Genomic DNA, 22,016 nt, shown 5'->3' with positions numbered 1-22,016 from the left:
CGACGCGGGGTGGAGCAGCTCGGTAGCTCGCTGGGCTCATAACCCAGAGGTCGCAGGTTCAAATCCTGTCCCCGCTACTCAGTAGCAGCAAGAGGCCCGGAGGATCATCCTCCGGGCCTCTTGCGTTTCCGTCCGGGGGCGGCCCGGCCCGCTCCGGTACTATCGACCGTTGCGAACATCGGGGTTTGTGGCATCGGAGTGTCGGGAAATCGACAAAGCGCCGAAGCAATTCCGTCGGCTTCGGGTCCGCCCCGCCGAAATCGGCCGGGGCAGGTGTACGCGGGTTGCGGGTGATGCGACGATGGGACACACGGGGGACGTTGCACGGCTGCTGACCGGCCGTCGGATCCGGCAGGCCCCCTGGGGGTCCCCCTGGCCGAAGGCCGGGGGAGGATGCCGCGGCACTCTGGGGGAGCGGGAGTCGGCATGAGGCTGATCGGCAGGAACGGACCAGGAGCCAAGCCCGCAGCGACCACCGAGGCGGACACCGACGCCTGGGCGGAGAGCCCCGAGCGCCACCCCGGAGCCCTGCCCGCCCAGCGCACCAGCGGACTGACCGAGCGCCGGCCCTCCGACGGCTACGGCCCGGACAGCCTGGTGCACGTCTCCGCCCGTCAGTTCGCCGCCGCCATCGGCCCGTACGGCTCCCTCGCCGAGGGCGGGGCGGAGCAGGGCGGGCAACCCGGCACCGACCCGGCCGGCTTCGACTCCGCCAGCTTCGAGACCGCCCTGGCCGCCCGCGAGCAGGCCGCCCTGGAGTCCCGGCACCGCCAGGCCGCCGACGACGGCGACCCGGACGCCGCCGGCCGGCTCGGCACGCTGCTGCTGCGCCGCGGCGAGCTGGAGGACGCCGAGCCGTACCTGCGCAGCGCCGCCGCCGCCGGGCTGCGCGCCGCCGCCAACAACCTCGGCGTGCTGCTGCACCAGCAGGGCCACCGGGCCGAGGCCGCCCAGTGGTGGCGGCAGGCCGCGGTGGCCGGCAGCGCACCGGCCGCCCACGCGCTCGGCCTCCAGCTGCGCGACCAGGGCGAGGAGGAGGCCGCCGAGTACTGGCTGCACTTCGCCGCCGACCACGGCCACCCGCTCGGGGCCTACGCGCTGGGCGACCTGATGGAGCACCGGCGCGACGTGCGGGCCGAGCGCTGGTTCAAGGTGTCCGCCGACGCCGGGCACCGGGAGGCCGCCTACCGGCTGGCCCGGATGCGCGAGGCCGCCGGGGACAAGGAGACCGCCGAGACCTGGTACCGCACCGCCGCGGCGCGCAGCCACGCCCGCGCGGCGCTGCGCCTCGGCGTGCTGCTGGAGGAGCGGGCCCGGACCGACCAGTCGCTGCTGGAGGAGGCCGCCCGCTGGTACCGGCAGTCGGCGCAGAACGGCGAGCCGCGGGCCGCCTGCGCGCTGGGCTTCCTGCTGCGCGACTCCGGGGACCCGGCCGCCGCGGCCGACTGGTGGCAGGAGGCCGCCGAGGCCGGGGACGGCAACGCCGCCAACGCGCTGGGCGCGCTGCACGCCGGCCGGGGCGAGGCCGCGGAGGCCGAGCGCTGGTACCGCAGCGCGCTGGACGCGGGGGACCAGAACGGGGCCTTCAACCTCGGCCTGCTCTGCGCCGGCGCCGGCCGCGACCAGCAGGCCGAGCAGTGGTACCGCCGCGCCGCGTACGCCGGGCACCGGGAGGCCTGCAACGCGCTGGCCGTCGTGCTGCTCCAGCGCGGCGACGAGTCGGGCGCCGAGCCGTGGTTCTCCAAGGCCGCCGAGGCCGGCAGCGTGGACGGCGCCTTCAACCTGGGCGTCCTGCACGCCGGTCGCGGCGAGCACCGGCAGGCGCAGGAGTGGTACGCGCGCGCCGCCGCCGAGGGGCACGGCGAGGCGGCGCTCCAGCTGGCGGTCGTCCAGGAGCAGCGCGGCAACCTGGCGGGCGCCCTGGAGCGCTACCGGCAGGCGGCGGCGGGCGGTTCGGCGGAGGGCGCGTTCCGGCTGGCCTCGGTGCTGGACCGGCGCGGGGACGCGGACGCGGAGGCCGAGCACTGGTACGCGATCGCGGCGGACGCCGGGCACCGGCGGGCCCAGGTGCGGATGGGCGTGCGGGCGGCCGAGCGCGGCGCGCTGGAGATCGCGGAGAGCTGGTACCGGCGGGCGGCGGAGGCGGGCAGCCGCAGCGCCGCGTTCAACCTGGGGCTGCTGCTGGCCCGCCAGGACAGCGAGGCCGAGGCGATGCTCTGGTACACCCGGGCCGCGGACGCCGGGCACGGGCGGGCGGCGCTGCGGCTGGCCCTGCTGGCGCTGCGGCGCGGCGAGCCGGTCCAGGCGGAGAACTGGTGCCGGCGGGCGATCGACTACGGCCCGGCCGAGGTCGCGGAGCGTGCGGGGCGCCTGCTGGGCGCGCTGCACGCCGAGTTGAGCGCGTAGCCGTCGGGCCCGAGTCGAGCGCGTAGCGCTCAGGGGCCGTTCGTACAGTCCGGACAGAGACCGCGGTAGGTGATCTCGGCTCCGGAGAGCACGAAGCCGAAGCGCTCGGCGGCGGGCAGCGCGGCCAGCGGGTCGCCCTGCGGGTGGACGTCGCGGATGGCGCCGCAGCCGGAGCACACCAGGTGCTGGTGGGCGTGGTGCGCGTTGGGGTCGTAGCGCTTGGCGCGGCCGTCGGTGGCGACCTCCAGCACCTCGCCGAGGCAGACCAGCTCGCCCAGCGTGTTGTAGACCGTCGCGCGGCTGATCTCGGGGAGCCGTTCGACGGCGCGGGCGTGCACCTCCTCGGCCGTCAGGTGGACGTGCTCACCGTCGAGGACCTCGGCAACGACCCGGCGCTGCGAGGTCAGCCGCCACCCACGTCCGCGAAGTCGCTCCAGCAGATCACTCATGGGTACAGGGTAAGTGACGCTCCGGACCTGGTTCCAGTATTGACTTAGACAGAGTCCAAGTTAGGATCGGTTCATCACGACCGGATCACGCGGAGGCACCCTCTTATGACCACTCAGGACGAGCTGCGCCCCACCCTCACCACGGAGGCGGGTGCCCCCGTCGCCGACAACCAGAACACCGAGACCGCCGGTGTCGGCGGTCCGGCGCTGATCCAGGACCAGCAGCTGTTCGAGAAGCTCGCGCACTTCAACCGCGAGCGGATCCCGGAGCGCGTGGTGCACGCCCGCGGCGCCGCCGCGTACGGGACCTTCACGGTGACCGCCGACGTCTCCGCCTACACCCGGGCGCACTTCCTCTCCGAGGTCGGCCGGCAGACCGAGACCTTCCTGCGGTTCTCCACCGTGGCCGGCAACCTCGGCTCCGCCGACGCCGTCCGCGACCCGCGCGGTTTCGCGCTGAAGTTCTACACCGAGGAGGGCAACTACGACCTCGTCGGCAACAACACCCCGGTGTTCTTCATCAAGGACGCCACCAAGTTCCCGGACTTCATCCACACCCAGAAGCGGGACCCGTACACCGGCTCGCAGGAGGCGGACAACGTCTGGGACTTCTGGGGCCTGTCGCCCGAGTCGACCCACCAGGTGACCTGGCTGTTCGGCGACCGCGGCATCCCGGCCTCCTACCGCCACCTCAACGGCTACGGCTCGCACACCTACCAGTGGCAGAACGAGGCCGGCGAGTACTTCTGGGTCAAGTACCACTTCAAGACCGACCAGGGCATCAGGAACCTGACGGCCGAGGAGGCGGCGAAGCTCGCCGGCGAGGACCCGGACAGCCACCAGCGCGACCTGCGCGAGTCCATCGAGCGCGGCGAGTTCCCGACCTGGACGGTGCAGGTCCAGATCATGCCGGCGGCGGACGCGGCCGGGTACCGCTTCAACCCCTTCGACCTGACCAAGGTCTGGCCGCACGCGGACTACCCGCCGATCGAGATCGGCCGGCTGGAGCTCAACCGCAACCCGGAGAACGTCTTCGCCGAGGTCGAGCAGTCGATCTTCTCCCCGGCGCACTTCGTGCCCGGCATCGGCCCGTCCCCGGACAAGATGCTGCAGGGCCGGCTGTTCGCCTACGCGGACGCCCACCGCTACCGCGTCGGCATCAACGCCGACCACCTGCCGGTGAACCGCCCGCACGCCACCGAGGCGCGCACCAACAGCCGGGACGGCCACCTGTACGACGGCCGCCACGGCCGCAGCAAGAACTACGAGCCGAACAGCTTCGGCGGCGCGGTGCAGACCAACCGCCCGCTGTGGGCCGCCACGGCCGTCACCGGTGCCACCGGCACCCACGAGGCGCCCTCGCACCGCGAGGACGACGACTTCGTGCAGGCCGGCACCCTGTACCGGCTGTTCTCCGAGGACGAGAAGCAGCGGCTGATCACCAACCTGGCCGGCTTCATCGCCAAGGTCTCGGCCGACCGCGACGACATCGTCGAGCGGGCGGTGGAGAACTTCCGCAAGGCGGACGCCGACTACGGCCGGCGCCTGGAGGCGGCGGTGCGGGAGCTGCGCAAGCAGAAGTGACGCCGCCAGAGGTGACGCCGTATCCCCGATGAGCCGCGGGCCCGTCCCGACCGGAAAGCCGGTCGGAACGGGCCCGCACCCATGGGTGGAGAGGGGGTCAGACGCTGAGGCGGCGCAGGGCCTCGTCGTGCAGCAGGCCGTTGGAGGCGACCGCGTCGGCGCCGCCGGGGCCGGGGACGCCGTCCAGACCGGTGAAGCGGCCGCCGGCCTCCTCGACGATGACGCAGTTGGCGGCCATGTCCCAGAGCGACAGCTCGGGCTCGGCGGCGATCTCCACCGCGCCCTCGGCGACCATCATGTAGGACCAGAAGTCCCCGTAGGCGCGGGTGCGCCAGCAGGCCCGGGTGAGGTCCAGGAACGGGTCGAGACGGCCGCGGTCCTCCCAGCCGGAGAGCGAGGAGTAGGAGAACGAGGCGTCCTCGATCCGGGAGACCCCGGAGACGTGGATCCGGCTCGCCTTGGCCAGGCTGCGGCCGGCGAACGCGCCGAGGTCCTTGGCGGCCCACCAGCGGCGGTTCAGCGCGGGGGCGGAGACGATGCCGACCACCGGGCGCTCCACGCCGTCCGGGCCGTCCTCCAGCAGCGCGATCAGGGTGGCCCAGACCGGTACGCCGCGGATGTAGTTCTTGGTGCCGTCGATCGGGTCGATCACCCAGCGGCGCGGGCCGGAGCCCTGCAGGCCGAACTCCTCGCCGAGCACCGCGTCGCGCGGGCGGGCCCGCTGGAGGACCCCGCGCACGTGCTCCTCGGCGGCCTTGTCGGCGTCGCTGACCGGGGTCAGGTCGGGCTTGGTCTCGATCTTCAGGTCGAGGGCGCGGAAGCGCTCCAGAGTGATCGAGTCGGCCGAGTCGGCGAGGACGTGGGCGAGTCGGAGGTCGTCGTGGTAATCGGCCATGGTCGGAACCCTAGCGAGCCGTACCCGATCGGGACAGTCGGGCTCGCGGAGCGGACGGCTCCGACCGAACACGCGACGTATCCCCCGCCCCGGAAGCCCGCCCCGCCACGCCTGGGAGTCCCGCCCCGAGCCGAAGGGCCGCGCCGGTGCCGAAAGGGAGAAGCGAGGACGCCCCGAGGAACGAGGGGCGTCGGAGCGCCGACCGTCGGCGCCGGGTTCGAGCGGCCCGGAGGCGAGCGGGCGACAGATCAGCTCAGTGCGCCGAGCCGCTCAGCTGGAGTCCGATCACCCCGGCGATCACCAGGGAGATCGAGACCAGCTTGAGCACCGAGGTGGTCTCCTCCAGGAAGACCATGCCGTAGATCGCCGTGCCGGCCGCGCCGATCCCGGTCCACACCGCGTAGGCCGGGCCGACCGGCAGGGTCTTCAGGGAGAGGGTGAGCAGGCCGAAGCTGCTGAGGGCGAACACGCAGAAGCTGATGGTGGGCCAGAGCTTGGTGAAGCCGTCGCTGAGCTTGAGGTTGATCGCGAAGCCGGTCTCCAGCAGGCCGGCCAGGATCACCAGGGCCCATGCCATCGCGTGCTCTCCCTGTCGATCGAGGTGTCGGACCGCGATCCGGCCCGACTTTCCTATGATCACCAGGCCTGGCCGGTCCGACACCTCGAACGCTTGGAAAACAAGCGGCGCGGCGCGCCGTCAGTCCCCCTCGCGGGTCTCCTTGCTGGCCAGCAGCCGGCGCAGCGAGTAGAGCCGGGCGGCCTCGGCGTGGCCGTCCGCCACCCAGGCGTCCAGCGCGCAGTCCGGCTCGTCGTGGCTGCACGCGCGGGGGCAGTCGGCGGTGCCGGGCTCCAGATCGGGGAAGGCCAGGATGACCCGGGAGGGGTCGATGTGCGAGAGGCCGAAGGAGCGGAAGCCCGGGGTGTCGATCACCCAGCCCGGGTCGAGCGCCTTCTTCGAGCCCGGCTTGGCCCCGGGGGGAGGCGGCAGCCGCAGCGCCAGCGCCGAGACGGTGGTGTGCCGGCCGCGGCCGGTCACCGCGTTGACCACCCCGGTGGTCCGCTGGTGCAGCGGCACGAGGGCGTTGACCAGGGTGGTCTTCCCGACGCCGGAGTGCCCGATGAACACCGTCGAGAGCCCGCGCAGGTGCGCCCGGACGGCCTCGGCGCCCTCGGTGGCCAGCTCGTCCCGCCGGGTCACCACGTAGTTGATGCCGAGCGGGGCGTACGACTCCAGCAGCGGCCCGGCCGCGGCCAGGTCGGACTTGGTGAGCACCAGCAGCGGCTCCATGCCCGCGTCGTAGGCGGCCACCAGGCAGCGGTCGATCAGCCGGGGCCGGGGCTCCGGGTCGGCGAGCGCGGTGACGATGGCCAGCTGCTGCGCGTTGGCGACGACGATCCGCTCGTACGGGTCGTCGTCGTCCGCGGTGCGGCGCAGCACCGAGGTGCGCTCCTCGACCCGGACGATCCGGGCCAGGGTGTCGGCGTCCCCCGAGAGGTCGCCGACGATGTTGACGATGTCGCCGACGACGACGCCCTTGCGGCCCAGCTCGCGGGCCTTCATGGCGACGATCTCGCGTTCCTGCCGGGTGCCCGCGTCGAGCAGGCAGGTCAGCCGGCCGCGGTCGACGGTGAGGACCATCGCCTCGGCGGCGTCGTCGTGTTTGGGCCGGATCCGGGTCCGCGGCCGGGAGCCGCGGCGTGCGGGGCGGTTGCGGATGTCGTCCTCGTCGGCGTCCTTGCCGTAGCGGCGCATGTGCTCAGTCTCCGCTCAGCCGCCCGCCACCGCTTCGCCGAGCAGGTCCGCCCACATGATCGGGAAGTCGGGCAGGGTCTTGGCGGTGGTGGCCACGTTCTCCACCTGGACGCCCTCGACGGCCAGGCCGATCACCGCGGCGGCGGTGGCCAGGCGGTGGTCCTCGTAGGTGTGGAAGACGCCGCCGTGCAGCGGGCGCGGGCGGATCCGCAGGCCGTCCTCGGTCTCGGTGACATCGCCGCCGAGGTCGTTGATCTCCTTGGCGAGCGCGGCCAGCCGGTCGGTCTCGTGCAGCCGCAGGTGGGCGATGCCGTACAGGTGGGACTCGGAGTCGGCCAGTGCGGCGACGGCGGCGATCACCGGGGTCAGCTCGCCGACGTCGTGCAGGTCCGCCTCGATGCCGTGGATCCGGCCGGTGCCGGTGAACTGCAGGCCCTCGTCGGTGAACTCGCAGACGCCGCCCATCTGCGTGTAGATGTCGCGCAGCTGGTCGCCGGGCTGGGAGGTGTGCCGGGGCCAGTCGCGGACGGTGACCCGGCCGCCGGTGACCAGCGCGGCGGCGAAGAACGGCGCGGCGTTGGAGAGGTCGGGCTCGACCACCATGTCGCGGCCCAGCAGGGCGCCGGGGGTGACCCGCCAGACGTCCTTCTCGCCGCCGTCCTCGGGGGCGTCGACCTGGACCCCGGCCAGGCGCAGCATCTCCACCGTCATCCGGATGTGCGGGAGGGAGGGGACGGGGCCGCCGACGTGGCGGACCTCGACGCCCTGGTTGTAGCGGGCGCCGGAGAGCAGCAGGGCGGAGACGAACTGCGAGGAGGAGGAGGCGTCCAGCTCGACCGGGCCGCCGTCCAGCGCGCCGGTGCCGTGCACGGTGAGCGGGAAGGCGCCGCGGCCGCCGTCGTCGATCCGGCCGCCGAGCGCGCGCAGGGCGTTGATCACGCCGTGCTGCGGGCGCTCGTAGCTGCGCGGGTCGCCGTCGAAGTGGACCGGGCCGTCGGCGAGGACGGCGAGCGGGGGCAGGAAGCGCATGACCGTGCCGGCGTTGCCGACGTCGATGGAGGCGGGGCCGAGCAGGGCGGGCGCGGGGATGACCCGCCAGGCCTCGCCGCCGCCGGTGCCGCCGGCGTCGTTGTTGACCCGCTCCTCGATGCCGACGCCGAGGGCGCGCAGGCCGTCGGCCATCAGCTGGGAGTCGCGGCTGCGCAGGGGGCGCCGTACCCAGCCGGGCTCGCCGGCGAGGGCGGCCAGCACCAGGGCCCGGTTGGTGACCGACTTGGAGCCGGGGATGGTGACGGTGGCGTCAACGGGGGTGGTCGCGACGGGGGCGGGCCACAGGGTCTCGGTCATGGGGCAAGTTTAGGGGCCGTACGGGAACTGTCCCCGCCCGTGGCCGGATGACGGGACGGCCCCGCGGTCACATCGGCCGGAGCAGCCAGTTCGCGCCGAGGGCCAGGCAGGCCAGGGCGGTCACCAGGAACAGCGCCACCCAGGCGAGGCCGGGGATGCCGGTGATCCGGGCCAGCTGGTCGGCGTCGGAGTCGCGGGCCTGGCCGCGGCGGCGCTGGTGCTGGAGCTCGACCACCGGGCGGACGCCGCCGAACAGCAGGAACCAGCTGCCGAGGTAGGCGAAGGCGGCCTGGACCTCGGCGGTGCCGAACCAGGAGACCAGCAGGAAGGCGGAGCCGGCCAGCAGGACGGAGAGGAGGCCGAAGGCGTTGCGGATCCGGACCAGCAGGGCCAGCAGCAGGGCGATGGCCAGCCAGAGCAGCAGGGTGATCCGGCCCCCGGCGAGCAGGGCGGCGCCGCCGAGGCCGAGCAGCGCGGGGGTGGTGTAGCCGGCGGCGGCGGTGAGCACCATGCCGGGGCCGGTGGGGCGGCCGTAGGAGAGGGTCAGGCCGGAGGTGTCGGAGTGCAGCCGGATGCCGGCCAGCCTGCGGCGGGTGAGGCGGGCGGCCAGGCCGTGGCCGCCCTCGTGGGCGATGGTCACGGCGTTGCGGCTGAACCGCCACAGCGGCCGGGCCAGCACGGCCAGCAGTGCGGCGGCGCCGGTGGCCAGGACCAGCCAGCCGGGCGGGGCGGGCTGGGTGCCGGTGACGCGGTCCCACACCTCGCCGATGCTCTGGGTGTCCATGTGTGCGCTCCCTGCCTGCGGTCCGGCGGCCGAGGTGGCAGCCTCCCATGCGGGGACGGCCGGGCGGCCGCGGGGGGTTCGCTCCGCGGGATGAGGAAACGGTGAGAGTGCGGTGCATGGCAAGCTGACGGCATGTGCGGTCGCTTCGCCTCCAGCAGGAGGCCCGAGGACATCGTCGAGCTCTTCGGCGTCCGGCAGTGGGACCCGGCCGAGACGCTGGCGCCCAGCTGGAACGTCGCCCCGACCGAGAGCGCCTTCGTGGTGCTGGACCGGGTGCCCAAGGGGGGCTCGCGGCCGGTGCGCCAGCTGCGGGTGCTGCGCTGGGGCCTGGTGCCGCAGTGGTCGAGGTCCGCCGAGACGGCGGTGAAGATGATCAACGCCCGGTCGGACACGGTGCACGAGAAGCCCTCGTACCGCCAGGCCTTCGCCTCCCGGCGGTGCATCCTGCCGGTCGACGGCTACTACGAGTGGCAGACGGTGCCGGGCGAGCGCGGCAAGCCCCGCAAGAAGCCGTTCTTCGTCTCCCGGGCGGACGGCGCCCCGCTGGCGCTGGCCGGGCTGTACGAGTTCTGGCGCGACCGGACGGTGCCGGCCGGGCACCCGGAGGCGTGGCTGGTCACCTTCACCATCGTCACCACCGAGGCGGAGGAGCTGCTCGCCCCGATCCACGAGCGGATGCCGCTCTTCCTCGCCCCGGGCTCCTTCGACGACTGGCTCGACCCGGGTGCGGTCGACCCGGAGGAGGTGCGCCGGCTGCTGATACCGCCGCCGCCCGGCGCGCTGCTGGCCACCCCGGTCTCGCCGGCCGTCGGCAGCATCCGCAACAACAGCCCCGAACTGACCCGGCCGTGGACCGAGGTCGAGCACGAGACCACGCTTTTCTGAACCGGGAGCCCCGCACGATGACCACCGAACTCCTCTCCACCCCCGCCGGGGACGCCCGGATCACCTGGCACCGGGCGGGTGCCCCGACGGCGGTGCTGGCGCTGGGGCACGGCGCGGGCGGCGGGATCGAGGCCAGGGACCTCGTCGCGCTGGCGGCCGCGCTGCCGCCGCTGGGGTTCACCGTGGCGCTGGTCGAGCAGCCGTGGCGGGTGGCGGGCAAGCGGCTCGGGCCGGCGCCGAAGGCCCTGGACGCGGCGTGGACGCCGGTCGCCGAGCGGCTGGCCGGGGACGGTCTGCCGCTGGTGGTCGGCGGGCGCAGCGCCGGGGCCCGGGTGGCCTGCCGGACGGGCGCGGCCACCGGTGCGGCGGGGGTGGTGGCGCTGGCGTTCCCGCTGCACCCTCCGGGCCGGCCGGAGAAGAGCCGGGCGCAGGAGCTGCTGGAGTCGGGCCTGCCGACGCTGGTGGTGCAGAGCGTGGCCGATCCGTTCGGCGGCCCGGCGGAGTTCCCTGAGCTTCCGGCCGGGCACGAGCTGGTGTCGGTGCCGTACGGCGGCCACGGGTTCGACGTGCCCAAGCGGGCGCCGGTGGGGCAGGACGAGGTGCTGGAGCTGATCACCGGGGCGGTCGGCGGCTGGCTGTCCGGGCTGCTCGGGGCCGCTGCCGGTGGTGCGTGAGCGGGCTGTCGCTGTTCGCTCACCCGTGCGAGTGAATCAAGGGGGTGGGGCGGGAATGCGGGCGCCCTCGGCATGGTTGACACCCTCGTCAGCTTGAGTCCCGAGGTGGAAGGCAGCACAGATGGGTTCGATCGCGTGCCCCGAGCGGCCGGAGGAGCGCGAGGCCGCCACGGCCTTCACCCCTGCATGGTCGGAGTGGATTGCCGCGGGCGAGAAGCCCGTCAGCCCGATATCCTCCATTTCGGGGCGGCCCGCCGTGGGGCGCCATGCCGAGGAGGTGGGTCCGGTCGTCGGGACCGAGCACGAGGCCGAGCCGGGCAGGGGCCCGGGCGAGAGCCTGCCCACGGGCGAGGCGCTCACCGGTGAGGAGCTGGCCGAGGCGATCGGTGAGGACACCTTCCGGGTGTCGGCGGAGGAGAGCGAGGAGGCCCGGCGGGAGCGCTTCGAGCGCGACGCCCTGGGCTACCTGGATCCGATGTACTCGGCGGCGCTGCGGATGACCCGCAACCCGGCCGATGCGGAGGACTTGCTCCAGGAGGCGTTCGCCAAGGCGTACGCGTCCTTCCACCAGTTCCGTGAGGGCACCAACCTCAAGGCCTGGCTGTACCGCATCCTCACCAACACGTTCATCAACTCGTACCGCAAGAAGCAGCGGGAGCCCCAGCGCACCGCCGCCGAGGAGATCGAGGACTGGCAGCTGGCCCGGGCCGAGTCGCACATGTCGACCGGTCTGCGCTCGGCGGAGACCCAGGCGCTCGACCACCTCCCGGACAGCGACGTGAAGGACGCCCTCCAGGCCATTCCGGAGGAATTCCGTATCGCCGTCTATCTCGCGGACGTAGAGGGCTTTGCGTACAAGGAGATCGCGGACATCATGGGTACTCCCATCGGTACGGTGATGTCCCGGCTGCACCGCGGCCGTCGTCAGCTGCGCGGCATGCTGGAGGATTACGCCCGTGAGCGCGGGCTCGTCCCGGCCGGCAGCGGGGCAGGGCAGGAAGCGAAGGGCTCGGGCTCATGAGCTGCGGCGATCCGCACGACACCGAGTGTGGCGAGGTCCTCGACCACCTCTATGAATTCCTCGACAACGAGATGGCCGAGGGCGACTACGACAAGTTGCGGGTGCACTTCGAGGAGTGCTCGCCGTGCCTGGAGAAGTACGGGCTGGAGCAGGCGATCAAGGCGCTGATCAAGCGCTGCTGCGGGTGCGACGACACCCCGGCCGACCTGCGCGGCAAGGTGCTGGCCAGGATCGACTCGATCCGTGCCGGGCAGCGTTCCGGCGAGGCGGTGGTGATCGCCGTCGACGCCACGGCGGACGTCCACACCGCCGTACCGCCGAAGGCCCCCGCCGAGGCGGCGGCCCGGCCGGTGGGCGCGTCCGTCGAGGCCGGCGCTCCGGCGGAGTGAGCGGCGGCCCGCCGATCGGCGGGCGGACGCGTGTTCGCACCGGATGCGGCGGATTGGCCGGATCCGGTGGCCCCGCCGCACCGGGCGGATCGGCCGGACAGGCCTGACACCTCGCATTCCACGGATACGTGAATACCCGGCCCCGGGAGCATGCGCTCCCGGGGCCGCTCCCTTTCTGCTCGCATGCGCCGTCACTCGTTCGAGTGAGTTGGTAATGCGCCAGCTGCGGCATTCCGCGATCATGCGTCCCTGCACCGGAGCGGCGGCCTATCCTCCTGACGGACACTCACCGCCGGTCCGTCCGGCGCGCTGAGCGCAGAGCGGGCCAGGACGGCGGGGAGGTCGAGATCGCTACCGACAGTGGAGGCGCAGCCCTGCGGGAGGCCGCCGTGCGGTATCTGGTGGCCGTCCCGGTGGCGGCGGCCTGCTGCCTGCTGCCGCTGCTGTCCGACGCCGTCCCGCTCGGGGTGCCCCGCTGGCTGGGCGGACCGGTCGACTGGCCCAAGGTCGGCCTGCTGGCCTTTCTGCACGGCTGCTGGGAGTCGCTCGCCCAGGGCCTGCCCACGCCCTGCCTGCGACTGCTGCGGCTGGTGCTGCGCCGGCCGCTGCCCGAACGGGCCCCGGCCCGGCCCGGGGTGAACGCCTTCTTCCCGGTGCTCTTCGCCGGGGTGCTGATGCTGCCGCCCGCCGCCGCCGCGCTGGTGGCCGTCCCGGCCGCGCTGCTCGGCCACCCCGAGCCGTACTTCTGGTTGCGGCAGCTGTGGAACGGCGCGCAGCTCGCGCTCTGCGCGTTCGCCTCCTCGGTGGTGTTCCATCTGCTGTGCGGGCCGCAGTTGCTGCTGGGCTCGCGGTTCCCGGCCGCGCTGCTGCCCGCGCTGGCCGCCGTCGGTACGTTCTGCCTGGTCAACGGGGTGCTGGTGGGCGTGATGCTGGTGCTCGCCGAGGGACGGCGGCCCGGTGTGCTGCTGCGCGGGCCGGCCGCCGCGGTCGGGCTGCCGGTGCTGGTGCACGCGGCCGGCGGGCTGATGGTCGCGGTGCTCTGGCAGGGCCCGTACGGGGCCTTCGCGGCGCTGCTGGCACTGCTGCCGCTCTCCATCTCGGCGTGGGTGTTCGCCCAGGGCCACCGGGAGCGCGACGCCCACCAGGCCACCGTCCAGGCGCTGGTGCAGGCGGTCGAGATCAAGGACGCGTACACCCGCGGACACAGCGAACGGGTGGGCAGGGCCGCCGTACTGATCGCCGGTCAGCTGGGCATGGAGGCCGAGCGGCTGCGCACCCTGCGGTTCGCGGGCATCCTGCACGACGTCGGCAAGCTGGGCGTCGCCACCGAGCTGCTCCGCAGAAACGGTCCCCTCACCGAGGCCGAGCGACGGGCCGTGGAGGTCCACCCGGTGTACGGGTACGAGCTGGTGCGCGGGATCTCCTTCCTCGGCGAGGCGCACGCCGGGATCCTGCACCACCACGAGCGGATGGACGGCCGGGGCTATCCGAGCGGGCTGGTGGGGCAGCAGATCCCGGAGTTCGCCCGGATCATCTCGGTGGCCGACGCCTTCGACTCGATGACCTCGACCCGGTCCTACCGGCGCGGGCGGCCGGTCACCGAGGCCGTCGCCGAGCTGCAGCGCTGTTCGGGCAGCCAGTTCGACCCGGTGATGGTGGGGGCGCTGGTGGACGCGCTCGCCGTGCACGACTGGCAGCCGGTGCTGCCGCCGCCGCCCGGCGACTGCATCCGGGCGGTGCCGGACATCCCGCTCGGGGTGCCCGAGCCGGCCCGGGCGGCCCCGCGCCGGGTGCCGGCCCAGGGCGGGACCGGGCCGATGGCCGGTCAGCCGTGACCGGGGCGGGCGGGCCGGGCACGGTGCCGGTGTTCGGGACCGGACCGGGGGCGGTGCACGCCGGGGCGGTCGGGCTGTTCGCCGTGGCGGTCGGCGCGGTCGCGGTGCGCGGGGTGTCCCAGCCCGGCGTGGCGCTGGCCTTCGTCGTGCTGATCGCGCTCGGTGAGTGCGTCCGGATCACCCTCCCCGGCGATCGCGAGCAGGCGCCGATCGGGGCGGCCGGGGCGCTCGCCTACGCCCTGCTGGGGCCGCTGCGCGGGCTGCCGACGGCGCACGGGGTGCTCCAGGTGGTCGTGGTCGCGGGGGCGGGGATGCTGCTCTCGCTGCTCCCCGCGGCGCTGCTGCCCCGGGCGGGGCGGCACCGGCGGTGGCCGTGGAACGACCCGGCCCGGCGGGACACCGCGGCCCGGCGGCTGATCGGGGTGGGCTTCGCGGCGGTGCTCTTCCAGCCGCTCTACAACAGCGGCCTGGTCGACCGGTACTCGCCGGACGGCCCCGCGTACGGGGTGTTCCTGACCGTGGTGGCCGCGCTGGCGGCGCTGTGCGATGCCACGCTCGCCGCGCTGCTGCGGCGGGCGCGCAGCGGGCTGCGGTTCCCGGCGGCGCTGGAGGACGAGCTGCGCTCGCTGTTCGGGATCGGCTCGGCGATCGTCGCGACCGGGATGCTGGTCAGCCTCGCTGCGGGCGAGGTGGGGCTGTGGGCGCTGCCGCTGTTCTGCGCTCCGCTGCTGCTGGCCCAGGTGTCGTTCCGGCGGGCCGCCGCCGCCCGGGCCACCACCGGGCAGACCATCGCCAGCCTGGCCAAGGCCACCGAGGTAGCGGGCTACACCCCGCCGGGGCATGCCCGCCGGGTCGCCGACACGGCGTGCGCGCTGGGGCGCGAGCTGGGGCTGGGCACCCGTGAGCTCGCCCTGTTGGAGTACGCGGCGCTGATGCACGACGTCGGGCAGCTGTCGCTGGTGGAGCCGGTGCCGGACGGGGCGACGGCGCTGCTGTCGGACGAGGAGCAGCAGCGGATCGCCCGGCTGGGGAGCGAGGTGATCCGGCGGACGGGGGTGCCGCGACAGGTGGCCGAGCAGGTCGCCCGGTCGGCGGACCCCTGGCACGGGCCGGACGGGGGCGCGGACCGGTCGGTGCCGCTGGCGGCGCGGATCATCCGGGTGGCGAACGCGCACGACGACCTGCTGACGGCGGCCCGGGGCCGGGGCGTGGGGGAGGCGGTCGGGGGGCTGGAGGTGCTGGAGGTGCTGCGGATGGGGCGCGGGCGGGTCTACGACGCCCGGGTCGTCGACGCACTGGTGAGGGTGCGGGGCTGAAGCGCGTTCCGCAGGGGTGGACGGGGCCGGTCCGGCCCCTGGGGTTGAGGCCGGGCGGTGGGGCGGGCAGGCTGGGTAGGGGCGGGGGCCGGAAGCGGGTGCAACCGCGGCGGTGGGGAGCGCAGGCGGCAGCGGGCGTGGTTGGATGCGGTCGTAGCGTGGAACACCGACCCGGGGCACCGGGACCGTGACGCGGGAGCGGATACGGGAGAAGTGGTGCGGGACTTCAGCGGACGACGACGGCAGGGACGAACGTGAGGATCTTCCACCGGGCACGGCACCGGCCGTCCGCCACCTGGCGGCAGACGACCGACCGGGCCTTCACGCTGATCGGCGACGGCCGTTTCGAGGACGCGGGCGCGCTGCTGGTGATGGCCGCCGATCTGGAGCCGTGGCTGTCGGACTCCTGGTTCAACCTCGCGCTGCTGCACAAGTTCCGGCGGGACTGGGAGCAGGCCCGGGCGGCCGGGCTGCGGGCGGTGGCGCTGCTGGACCGCGAGCAGGGCGCGCCGGACTGGTGGAACCTGGGGATCACGGCGACGGCGCTGCAGGACTGGCCGCTGGCGCGGCGGGCCTGGCAGGCGTACGGGCTGCGGCTGCCGGGTGGGCCCGGGGCGCAGCCGGACGGTCCGGTGAGCCTGGACCTGGGCACGACGCCGGTGCGGCTGTCGCCGGATGGCGAGTCCGAGGTGGTCTGGGGCCGGCGGCTGGACCCGGCCCGGATCGAGGTGCTGTCGATTCCGCTGCCGTCCTCGGGCCGCCGGTGGGGCGAGGTGGTGCTGCACGACGGCGCCCCGCACGGTGAGCGGGTGACCGACGGGGTGGCGTACCCGGTGTTCGACGAGATCGAGCTGTGGGCGCCGTCCCCGGTGCCGACGTACGTGGTGCTGCTGCAGGCCGCCACGGCGGGGGACCGGGACGCGCTGGAGCGGCTGGTCGCGGACGCGGGGTACGCGGCGGAGGACTGGACGTCCTCGGTGCGGCTGCTGTGCCGGGCGTGCTCGGAGAGCCGGATGGCCTCCGACGACGGGCACACGGCCCACCACGATCCGCACGACGACGGGGACGCCGCCCACCCGGGGCACCTGAGCCATCTGAGCCAGGGCGCGGGCGGGATGTCCTGGCTGGTGGAGCGGGAGTGCGGGCTCGCGGCGCCGGCCGGGGTGGTGCGCACGCTGCTGGACCGCTGGGTGGCCGCGGCGCCGGGGACCAGGGCGTATCGGGATCTCGAGGAAGTCTGCTGAGCGGGCCGCTTACTCTTGATCGGTATACCTCGGTAGTCCACGGAATCGGAAGATAAGCAGCGATGGCGGAGCAGCACGACCACCAGCACGACCACGACCACGAGCCCGAGCAGGGCGAGGCCCAGCCGGTGAAGGTGGTCGGCGAGGAGCCGGACCTCTCGAAGGGCACCGCGCGTCCGATCACGGTGTACGGCAACCCGGTGCTGCACCGGGAGGTCAAGGACGTCACCGCGTTCGACGGTGAGCTGTCGGGGCTGATCGACGACATGTTCCAGTCGATGTACGCGGCCGAGGGCGTGGGCCTGGCGGCCAACCAGATCGGCGTGGACCTCAAGGTCTTCGTCTACGACTGCCCGGACGACGAGGGCGTGCGCCACATCGGCCACGTCGTCAACCCGGTGCTGGAGGAGCTGCCGGCCGGCAGCAAGCGGGTCCTGGACGACGGCAACGAGGGCTGCCTCTCGGTGCCGACCGCGTACGCCGAGCTGCCCCGGCCGGACTACGCCGCGGTGACCGGGCAGGACAAGGACGGCAACCCGATCCGGGTGGAGGGCACCGGCTTCTTCGCCCGCTGCCTGCAGCACGAGACGGACCACCTGTACGGGTTCCTGTACATCGACAAGCTGTCGAAGCGGGACCGCAAGGACGCGCTGCGGCAGATGGCCGAGGGCACGCCGCGGTACGCGACGGTGGCGAACGGCTGACGACCACGTCACACGAGGGCCGGTGCGGGGTGACCGCACCGGCCCTCGTGCCGTCCGTGCCCGGTCCCCGGGCCGGGTCCGGTCCTAGTCCTGGACGAAGAGCCACTCCGGGCCGTAGGTGAAGCGCGGGTCGGCCGGGAGCTTGACGGTGTTGATCTGCTGGGCGGTGCGGCGCATCGCGCCCATCAGCCCGATCGCCGGGCCGATCGAGGCGGGCCCGGCGCTGCCCCAGGCGTCCTGGAGGTCGCTCAGCATCTTGCTGTACTGCTGGTTGAAGGTGTGCAGGAGAGCGGCGGTGGCCGGGTCGGGCTCGTTGCCGGGGGACTCCGCCCAGCCGCCCAGGGGGACGCGGGCGACCGGGGAGGTGTCCGGCAGCGGGACGTCGGCGCCGGTGAACCCGAACGTCTGCGTCCGCTCGTCGAGGACGAGCTTCTTGCCGACGGCGATCTCCTTGAAGGCGTAGTAGTGGGCGAGTTCGCCCGGGGCGCCGGGGAAGGGGTTGTCCGGGGAGGCCTCCGTGCCCTCGCCCTGGGACTGGATGACGTGGATGGCGGCGAGCACGTCGTCGATGGTGTTCATCGGGACGATGTCGTTGCCGGCGCCGTGGGACGATCCGAGCGGGAAGTCCACCTGCCGCTCCCCGGTGAGCAGGTGGGCGAAGGTGGGGAAGACGTTGGCGATCCGCTGGTAGAAGGCGCCGATCGTGTTGCCGTCGGCGGCGAAGGCGAGCGGGTGCTCGGGCTTCTCGATGTCGGAGAACAGACAGGCCGACTCCCGGGTCAGCCCGCTGAGGTAGACCTCCAGGCCGGGGTTGACCCCGCCGGGGAGCTGTCCGGGGTACTTCGGGACGGTGAGCGGGTCCTTGAGGACGACGTCGCCGCCGATGCTGGTGAGCATGTTGCAGACCAGACCGAAGTGCGACATCTCGTCGAAGAGGATCTCGCGGATGGTGTGGCGGACCGGCTTGCTGTTGTCGGGGTCGGTGATCGACCAGAGGGCGGTGGCGTAGGGCGGGATGGTCGAGAGTTCCAGCATGATCGCGCGCTGCAGCGCGTCCCTGAGCTCCTGTTCGGTCCAGTCCTCCTCCGCCACGCTCATGAGTTGGACGATCGCGTCGCTCCCGTAGTCCAGAACCGTGGTCACGGCTGGCCCCTTTCCGTTCGGCTGTGGCCGGAAGGTACTGGGCGGCGGGTCGTCCGTATGCGTGTCGTCCCGGTGTGGCCCGGCGGTTCATCCGGACGAGGGAACGCCGCAGCCCCGCCCGGTGCGGACACCGGGCGGGGCTGCGGGGTTGTCAGGTGCGGCCTAGAAGTCGTCGTCGAAGGCGACCGAGCCCTCGACGGCGACCTGGTACGCGGAGACCCGGCGCTCGAAGAAGTTGGTCAGCTCCTGCACGTTCTGGAGCTCCATGAACCCGAACGGGTTGGTCGAGCCGTACCGGATCGGCATGCCGAGGCGGGCGAGCCGCTGGTCGGCGACGGCCTGCAGGTACTCGCGCATCGACGCGGTGTTCATGCCGGGCAGGCCCTCGCCGCAGAGGTCCTGGGCGAACTGGAGCTCGGCCTCGACGGCCTCCTCCAGCATCTCGGTGACCTGCTTGGCCATCGTCTCGTCGAAGAGGTCGGGCTCCTCCTCGCGGACGGTGTCCACGACCGACATCGCGAAGTCCATGTGCATGGACTCGTCCCGGAACACCCAGTTGGTGCCGGTGGCCAGGCCGTGCAGCAGGCCGCGGCTGCGGAACCAGTACACGTACGCGAAGGCGCCGTAGAAGAACAGGCCCTCGACGCAGGCCGCGAAGCAGATCAGGTTCAGGAGGAACGCGCGGCGGTCGTCCTTGGTCTGCAGCGAGTCGATGTGGTCGACCGCGTTCATGTACTTGAAGCAGAACTGGGCCTTCTGGTGGATGGAGGGGATGTTCTCCACCGCGGCGAAGGCCGCGTTGCGGTCCTCGGGGTCGGGCAGGTAGGTGTCGAGCAGCGTCAGGTAGAACTGGACGTGCACGGCCTCCTCGAACAGCTGCCGGGACAGGTAGAGCCGGGCCTCGGGGGAGTTGATGTGCTTGTAGAGGCTCAGCACCACGTTGTTGGAGACGATCGAGTCGCCGGTGGCGAAGAAGGCGACCAGCCGGCCGATCATGTGCCGCTCGCCCTCGCTCAGCTTGGCGAGGTCGGCGACGTCGGAGTGCAGGTCCACCTCCTCGACGGTCCAGGTGTTCTTGATCGCGTCGCGGTAGCGGTCGTAGAACGACGGGTAGCGCATCGGGCGAAGGGTCAGCTCGAACCCGGGGTCGAGCAGCATCTTCTCGCGGTCGACGGACATTACTGGCAGGCCTCGCAGGACTCGGGGTTCTCCAGGGAGCAGGCCAGCGCGGCCTCCTCCTCCGGGGTGAGGGTCGGGGACGCCACCGGCACGGGGGCGGCCGCGCGCGCCGTGCCGGAGGCGGCCTGGGCGATCCGGGTCGCCGGGCGCGAGCGCAGGTAGTAGGTGGTCTTCAGACCGACCTTCCAGGCGTACGCGTACATCGAGCTGAGCTTGCCGATGGTGGGCGCGGCCATGAAGAGGTTCAGCGACTGGCTCTGGTCGATGTACGGCATCCGGGCGGCGGCCAGGTCGATCAGCGCGCGCTGGGGCAGCTCCCAGGCCGTGCGGTACAGCGAGCGGACGCCGGCGGGCAGCCAGGTGAGCTCCTGGACGGAGCCGTTGGCGTCGCGCAGCGCGTCCCGGGTCTGCTGGTCCCAGACGCCGAGCTCCTTGAGCTCGCGCACCAGGTACGGGTTGACCTGGAGGAACTCGCCGGAGAGGGTCTCGCGCTTGAACAGGTTGGAGACCTGGGGCTCGATGCACTCGTACACGCCGGCGATCGAGGCGATGGTGGCGGTCGGCGCGATGGCCAGCAGCAGGGAGTTGCGCAGGCCGGTGGTGGCGATCCGGGCGCGCAGGGCGGTCCAGCGGTCGGCCCACTCGGGAGCGGCGCTCGGGAAGTGGTCGATGTGCAGCTCGCCGCGGGCGGCGCGGGTCTCGCCGTACGCCTCGTGCCGGCCCAGCTGCTCGGCCAGGTCGGCGGAGCGCTCGTAGGCGGTGAGCATGATGCGCTCGGCGATCAGGGTGGAGAGCTGCTTGGCCTCGGCGGAGTCGAAGTCCAGGCGGAGCTGGAAGAAGACGTCCTGCAGGCCCATCACGCCGAGGCCCACCGGGCGCCAGCGCGAGTTGGAGGCGCCGGCCTCGGGGGTCGGGTAGAAGTTGATGTCCACCACGCGGTCGAGGAAGGTGACGGCGGTGCGGACGGTCGAGTCCAGCCGGTCCCAGTCCATCGCGTTCAGCAGGTCCCCGGCGGTGGCGCCGGCGGCGACGTGGGCGCCGAGGTTGACCGAGCCGAGGTTGCAGACGGCGGTCTCGGAGTCGTCCGTGACCTCCAGGATCTCGGTGCACAGGTTGGAGGAGTGCACCGTGCGGCCGGGCAGCGCGGTCTGGTTGGCGGCGCGGTTGGAGGCGTCCTTGAAGGTCATCCAGCCGTTGCCGGTCTGCGCCAGGGTGCGCATCATCCGGGCGTACAGGGTCTGCGCGGGGATGGTGCGGACGGCCTTGCCGGCCTGCTCGGCCTTCAGGTACGCCTCGTCGAACTCGACGCCCCACAGGTCGACCAGCTCGGGCACGTCGGCGGGGGAGAACAGCGACCAGTCGGCGTTGGCGTTCACCCGGCGCATGAACTCGTCCGGGATCCAGTGCGCCAGGTTGAGGTTGTGGGTGCGGCGCGCCTCCTCGCCGGTGTTGTCGCGCAGCTCCAGGAACTCCTCGATGTCCGCGTGCCAGGTCTCCAGGTAGACACAGGCCGCGCCCTTGCGGCGGCCGCCCTGGTTGACGGCGGCGACCGAGGAGTCGAGGGTGCGCAGGAACGGGACGATGCCGTTCGACTTGCCGTTGGTGCCCCGGATCAGCGAGCCGCGCGAGCGGATCCGCGAGTAGGACAGGCCGATGCCGCCGGCGTGCTTGGAGAGGCGGGCGATCTGGGCGTAGCGCGAGTAGATCGAGTCCAGGTTGTCCAGCGGCGAGTCGAGCAGGTAGCAGCTCGACATCTGCGGGTGCCGGGTGCCGGAGTTGAAGAGGGTCGGCGAGGAGGTCAGGTACTCCAGCCGGCTCATCAGGCGGTACAGCTCGGCCACCTCGCGCACCGACTGCTCGCTGTCGCCGACCGCCAGGCCGCTGGCGACGCGGAGCAGGAAGTGCTGCGGGGTCTCGACGACCTTGCGGGTGATCGGGTGGCGCAGCAGGTAGCGGCTCTGCACGGTGCGCAGGCCGAAGTACTCGAAGCGGTCGTCGCCGCTCGGGTCGATCAGCGCGTTCAGGGCGGCGGCGTGCTTGGCCACGAAGGCGGCGGTGGTGTCGCCGATCAGGCCCTCGGCGTGGCCGACGGCGATCGAGGCGGAGAACGAGACCGAGCCCTGGCTGACGGCCTCGTCGACGATCTCCAGGGCGAGCAGGCGGGCGGCCAGCTTCGAGTACTGCGGGTCCTCGGCGATCATCGACGCGGCGGCCTCCACGGCCAGCCCGCGCAGCTCGGCGAAGTCCGAGCCGGCGTGGCGGCCGCGGAGCGCGGCGGCGGCGACATGGCCGGGGTCCACCTGGGGGAGATCGACGCTGCGGTCGGTCAGTAGCCGGAGCAGCGAACCACCGGGGTCGGAAACCGTCGGTTCGGCGGGGGAACCCTGGGCGGGCAGGGTGGCTGAGGC

The 22,016-nt window shown here is 73.2% G+C and carries 19 protein-coding genes and 1 tRNA gene; 11 read left to right on the top strand and 9 right to left on the bottom strand.

Annotated elements, in window-relative coordinates:
- The first annotated feature begins 3 nt into the window (after positions 1–3).
- Both ACFVVX_RS12250 and ACFVVX_RS12245 read left to right on the top strand, forming a co-directional pair.
- A tRNA-Met gene (locus ACFVVX_RS12250) sits at positions 4–77 on the top strand.
- A gap of 349 nt (positions 78–426) precedes the next feature.
- Entirely contained in the window at positions 427–2,406 is a 1,980-nt protein-coding gene (locus ACFVVX_RS12245) for a tetratricopeptide repeat protein (RefSeq protein WP_387944320.1), read from the top strand.
- A gap of 29 nt (positions 2,407–2,435) precedes the next feature.
- Here the strand turns inward: ACFVVX_RS12245 and ACFVVX_RS12240 are convergent, their stop codons facing one another.
- The gene (locus tag ACFVVX_RS12240) at positions 2,436–2,855 is read right to left on the bottom strand and encodes a Fur family transcriptional regulator (RefSeq protein ID WP_387944318.1); all 420 of its coding nucleotides are present in this window, start codon (positions 2,853–2,855) and stop codon (positions 2,436–2,438) included.
- 105 nt (positions 2,856–2,960) lie between these two features.
- Here ACFVVX_RS12240 and ACFVVX_RS12235 point away from each other — a divergent pair, with 105 nt between their 5' ends.
- On the top strand, positions 2,961–4,439 hold the full coding sequence (locus ACFVVX_RS12235) for a catalase (protein WP_387944316.1): 1,479 nt from the start codon (positions 2,961–2,963) through the stop codon (positions 4,437–4,439).
- Between the two features lie 97 nt (positions 4,440–4,536).
- Here ACFVVX_RS12235 and hisN read toward each other — a convergent pair whose 3' ends face one another.
- The 5 genes from hisN to ACFVVX_RS12210 form a co-directional block, all read right to left on the bottom strand.
- On the bottom strand, positions 4,537–5,334 hold the full coding sequence (gene hisN / locus ACFVVX_RS12230) for a histidinol-phosphatase (protein WP_387944314.1): 798 nt from the start codon (positions 5,332–5,334) through the stop codon (positions 4,537–4,539).
- Positions 5,335–5,587: 253 nt separating this feature from the next.
- Complete coding sequence (locus ACFVVX_RS12225) at positions 5,588–5,911, bottom strand: DMT family transporter (RefSeq protein ID WP_387944312.1); 324 nt, start codon at positions 5,909–5,911, stop codon at positions 5,588–5,590.
- 120 nt (positions 5,912–6,031) lie between these two features.
- Complete coding sequence (rsgA, locus tag ACFVVX_RS12220; RefSeq protein ID WP_387944310.1) at positions 6,032–7,087, bottom strand: ribosome small subunit-dependent GTPase A; 1,056 nt, start codon at positions 7,085–7,087, stop codon at positions 6,032–6,034.
- A 15-nt stretch (positions 7,088–7,102) separates the two neighbouring features.
- The gene (gene aroA / locus ACFVVX_RS12215) at positions 7,103–8,434 is read right to left on the bottom strand and encodes a 3-phosphoshikimate 1-carboxyvinyltransferase (RefSeq protein ID WP_387944308.1); all 1,332 of its coding nucleotides are present in this window, start codon (positions 8,432–8,434) and stop codon (positions 7,103–7,105) included.
- A gap of 67 nt (positions 8,435–8,501) precedes the next feature.
- Positions 8,502–9,218 carry a M50 family metallopeptidase gene (locus tag ACFVVX_RS12210; RefSeq protein WP_387944306.1) on the bottom strand — a complete coding sequence of 239 codons (717 nt, stop codon included), beginning with the start codon at positions 9,216–9,218 and terminating at the stop codon, positions 8,502–8,504.
- Positions 9,219–9,350: 132 nt separating this feature from the next.
- Between ACFVVX_RS12210 and ACFVVX_RS12205 the strand changes: the two genes are divergently transcribed.
- The 8 genes from ACFVVX_RS12205 to def all read left to right on the top strand — a co-directional run bounded on the left by ACFVVX_RS12205 (position 9,351) and on the right by def (position 17,286).
- A complete protein-coding gene (locus tag ACFVVX_RS12205) occupies positions 9,351–10,103 on the top strand; it encodes an SOS response-associated peptidase (RefSeq protein ID WP_387944304.1) in 753 nt (250 codons plus the stop codon).
- Positions 10,104–10,120: 17 nt separating this feature from the next.
- Positions 10,121–10,777: an alpha/beta family hydrolase gene (locus ACFVVX_RS12200; protein ID WP_387944302.1), complete on the top strand. Its 657-nt coding sequence runs from the start codon at positions 10,121–10,123 to the stop codon at positions 10,775–10,777.
- Between the two features lie 277 nt (positions 10,778–11,054).
- Entirely contained in the window at positions 11,055–11,798 is a 744-nt protein-coding gene (locus ACFVVX_RS12195; protein WP_387944636.1) for a sigma-70 family RNA polymerase sigma factor, read from the top strand.
- Entirely contained in the window at positions 11,795–12,187 is a 393-nt protein-coding gene (gene rsrA, locus ACFVVX_RS12190) for a mycothiol system anti-sigma-R factor (protein ID WP_387944300.1), read from the top strand. Before ACFVVX_RS12195 ends, rsrA begins: the two co-directional genes overlap by 4 nt.
- Before the next feature lie 389 nt (positions 12,188–12,576).
- Positions 12,577–14,022, top strand: coding sequence for an HD-GYP domain-containing protein (locus ACFVVX_RS12185; protein ID WP_387944298.1), 1,446 nt, complete (start codon positions 12,577–12,579; stop codon positions 14,020–14,022).
- A 29-nt stretch (positions 14,023–14,051) separates the two neighbouring features.
- Complete coding sequence (locus ACFVVX_RS12180; RefSeq protein WP_387944296.1) at positions 14,052–15,338, top strand: HD-GYP domain-containing protein; 1,287 nt, start codon at positions 14,052–14,054, stop codon at positions 15,336–15,338.
- 254 nt (positions 15,339–15,592) lie between these two features.
- Positions 15,593–16,582, top strand: a complete 990-nt coding sequence (locus ACFVVX_RS12175; RefSeq protein WP_387944294.1) for a tetratricopeptide repeat protein — start codon at positions 15,593–15,595, stop codon at positions 16,580–16,582.
- Between the two features lie 62 nt (positions 16,583–16,644).
- Complete coding sequence (def, locus tag ACFVVX_RS12170) at positions 16,645–17,286, top strand: peptide deformylase (protein WP_387944292.1); 642 nt, start codon at positions 16,645–16,647, stop codon at positions 17,284–17,286.
- An 84-nt stretch (positions 17,287–17,370) separates the two neighbouring features.
- On the opposite strand, the gene ACFVVX_RS12165 is transcribed toward def, so the two are convergent.
- The 3 genes from ACFVVX_RS12165 to ACFVVX_RS12155 all read right to left on the bottom strand — a co-directional run bounded on the left by ACFVVX_RS12165 (position 17,371) and on the right by ACFVVX_RS12155 (position 22,004).
- Positions 17,371–18,429: a ferritin-like protein gene (locus ACFVVX_RS12165; RefSeq protein WP_387944290.1), complete on the bottom strand. Its 1,059-nt coding sequence runs from the start codon at positions 18,427–18,429 to the stop codon at positions 17,371–17,373.
- A gap of 162 nt (positions 18,430–18,591) precedes the next feature.
- Entirely contained in the window at positions 18,592–19,608 is a 1,017-nt protein-coding gene (locus ACFVVX_RS12160; protein ID WP_387944288.1) for a ribonucleotide-diphosphate reductase subunit beta, read from the bottom strand.
- Positions 19,608–22,004, bottom strand: coding sequence for a ribonucleoside-diphosphate reductase subunit alpha (locus ACFVVX_RS12155; protein WP_387944634.1), 2,397 nt, complete (start codon positions 22,002–22,004; stop codon positions 19,608–19,610). Before ACFVVX_RS12155 ends, ACFVVX_RS12160 begins: the two co-directional genes overlap by 1 nt.
- Positions 22,005–22,016 lie beyond the last annotated feature (12 nt).

Origin of the sequence: Kitasatospora sp. NPDC058170 (assembly GCF_042883905.1) — a bacterium.
Classification (GTDB): domain Bacteria; phylum Actinomycetota; class Actinomycetes; order Streptomycetales; family Streptomycetaceae; genus Kitasatospora.
This window is presented reverse-complemented; position numbering and strand designations above follow the sequence as displayed.

Coding starts and splice junctions, on each gene's coding strand:
- rsrA (WP_387944300.1), top strand. CDS start 11,795: ATGAGCTGCGGCGATCCGCACGACACCGAGTGTGGCGAGGTCCTCGAC.
- ACFVVX_RS12205 (WP_387944304.1), top strand. CDS start 9,351: ATGTGCGGTCGCTTCGCCTCCAGCAGGAGGCCCGAGGACATCGTCGAG.
- ACFVVX_RS12225 (WP_387944312.1), bottom strand. CDS start 5,911: ATGGCATGGGCCCTGGTGATCCTGGCCGGCCTGCTGGAGACCGGCTTC.
- ACFVVX_RS12200 (WP_387944302.1), top strand. CDS start 10,121: ATGACCACCGAACTCCTCTCCACCCCCGCCGGGGACGCCCGGATCACC.
- aroA (WP_387944308.1), bottom strand. CDS start 8,434: ATGACCGAGACCCTGTGGCCCGCCCCCGTCGCGACCACCCCCGTTGAC.
- ACFVVX_RS12245 (WP_387944320.1), top strand. CDS start 427: ATGAGGCTGATCGGCAGGAACGGACCAGGAGCCAAGCCCGCAGCGACC.
- rsgA (WP_387944310.1), bottom strand. CDS start 7,087: ATGCGCCGCTACGGCAAGGACGCCGACGAGGACGACATCCGCAACCGC.
- def (WP_387944292.1), top strand. CDS start 16,645: ATGGCGGAGCAGCACGACCACCAGCACGACCACGACCACGAGCCCGAG.
- ACFVVX_RS12210 (WP_387944306.1), bottom strand. CDS start 9,218: ATGGACACCCAGAGCATCGGCGAGGTGTGGGACCGCGTCACCGGCACC.
- ACFVVX_RS12235 (WP_387944316.1), top strand. CDS start 2,961: ATGACCACTCAGGACGAGCTGCGCCCCACCCTCACCACGGAGGCGGGT.
- hisN (WP_387944314.1), bottom strand. CDS start 5,334: ATGGCCGATTACCACGACGACCTCCGACTCGCCCACGTCCTCGCCGAC.
- ACFVVX_RS12240 (WP_387944318.1), bottom strand. CDS start 2,855: ATGAGTGATCTGCTGGAGCGACTTCGCGGACGTGGGTGGCGGCTGACC.
- ACFVVX_RS12160 (WP_387944288.1), bottom strand. CDS start 19,608: ATGTCCGTCGACCGCGAGAAGATGCTGCTCGACCCCGGGTTCGAGCTG.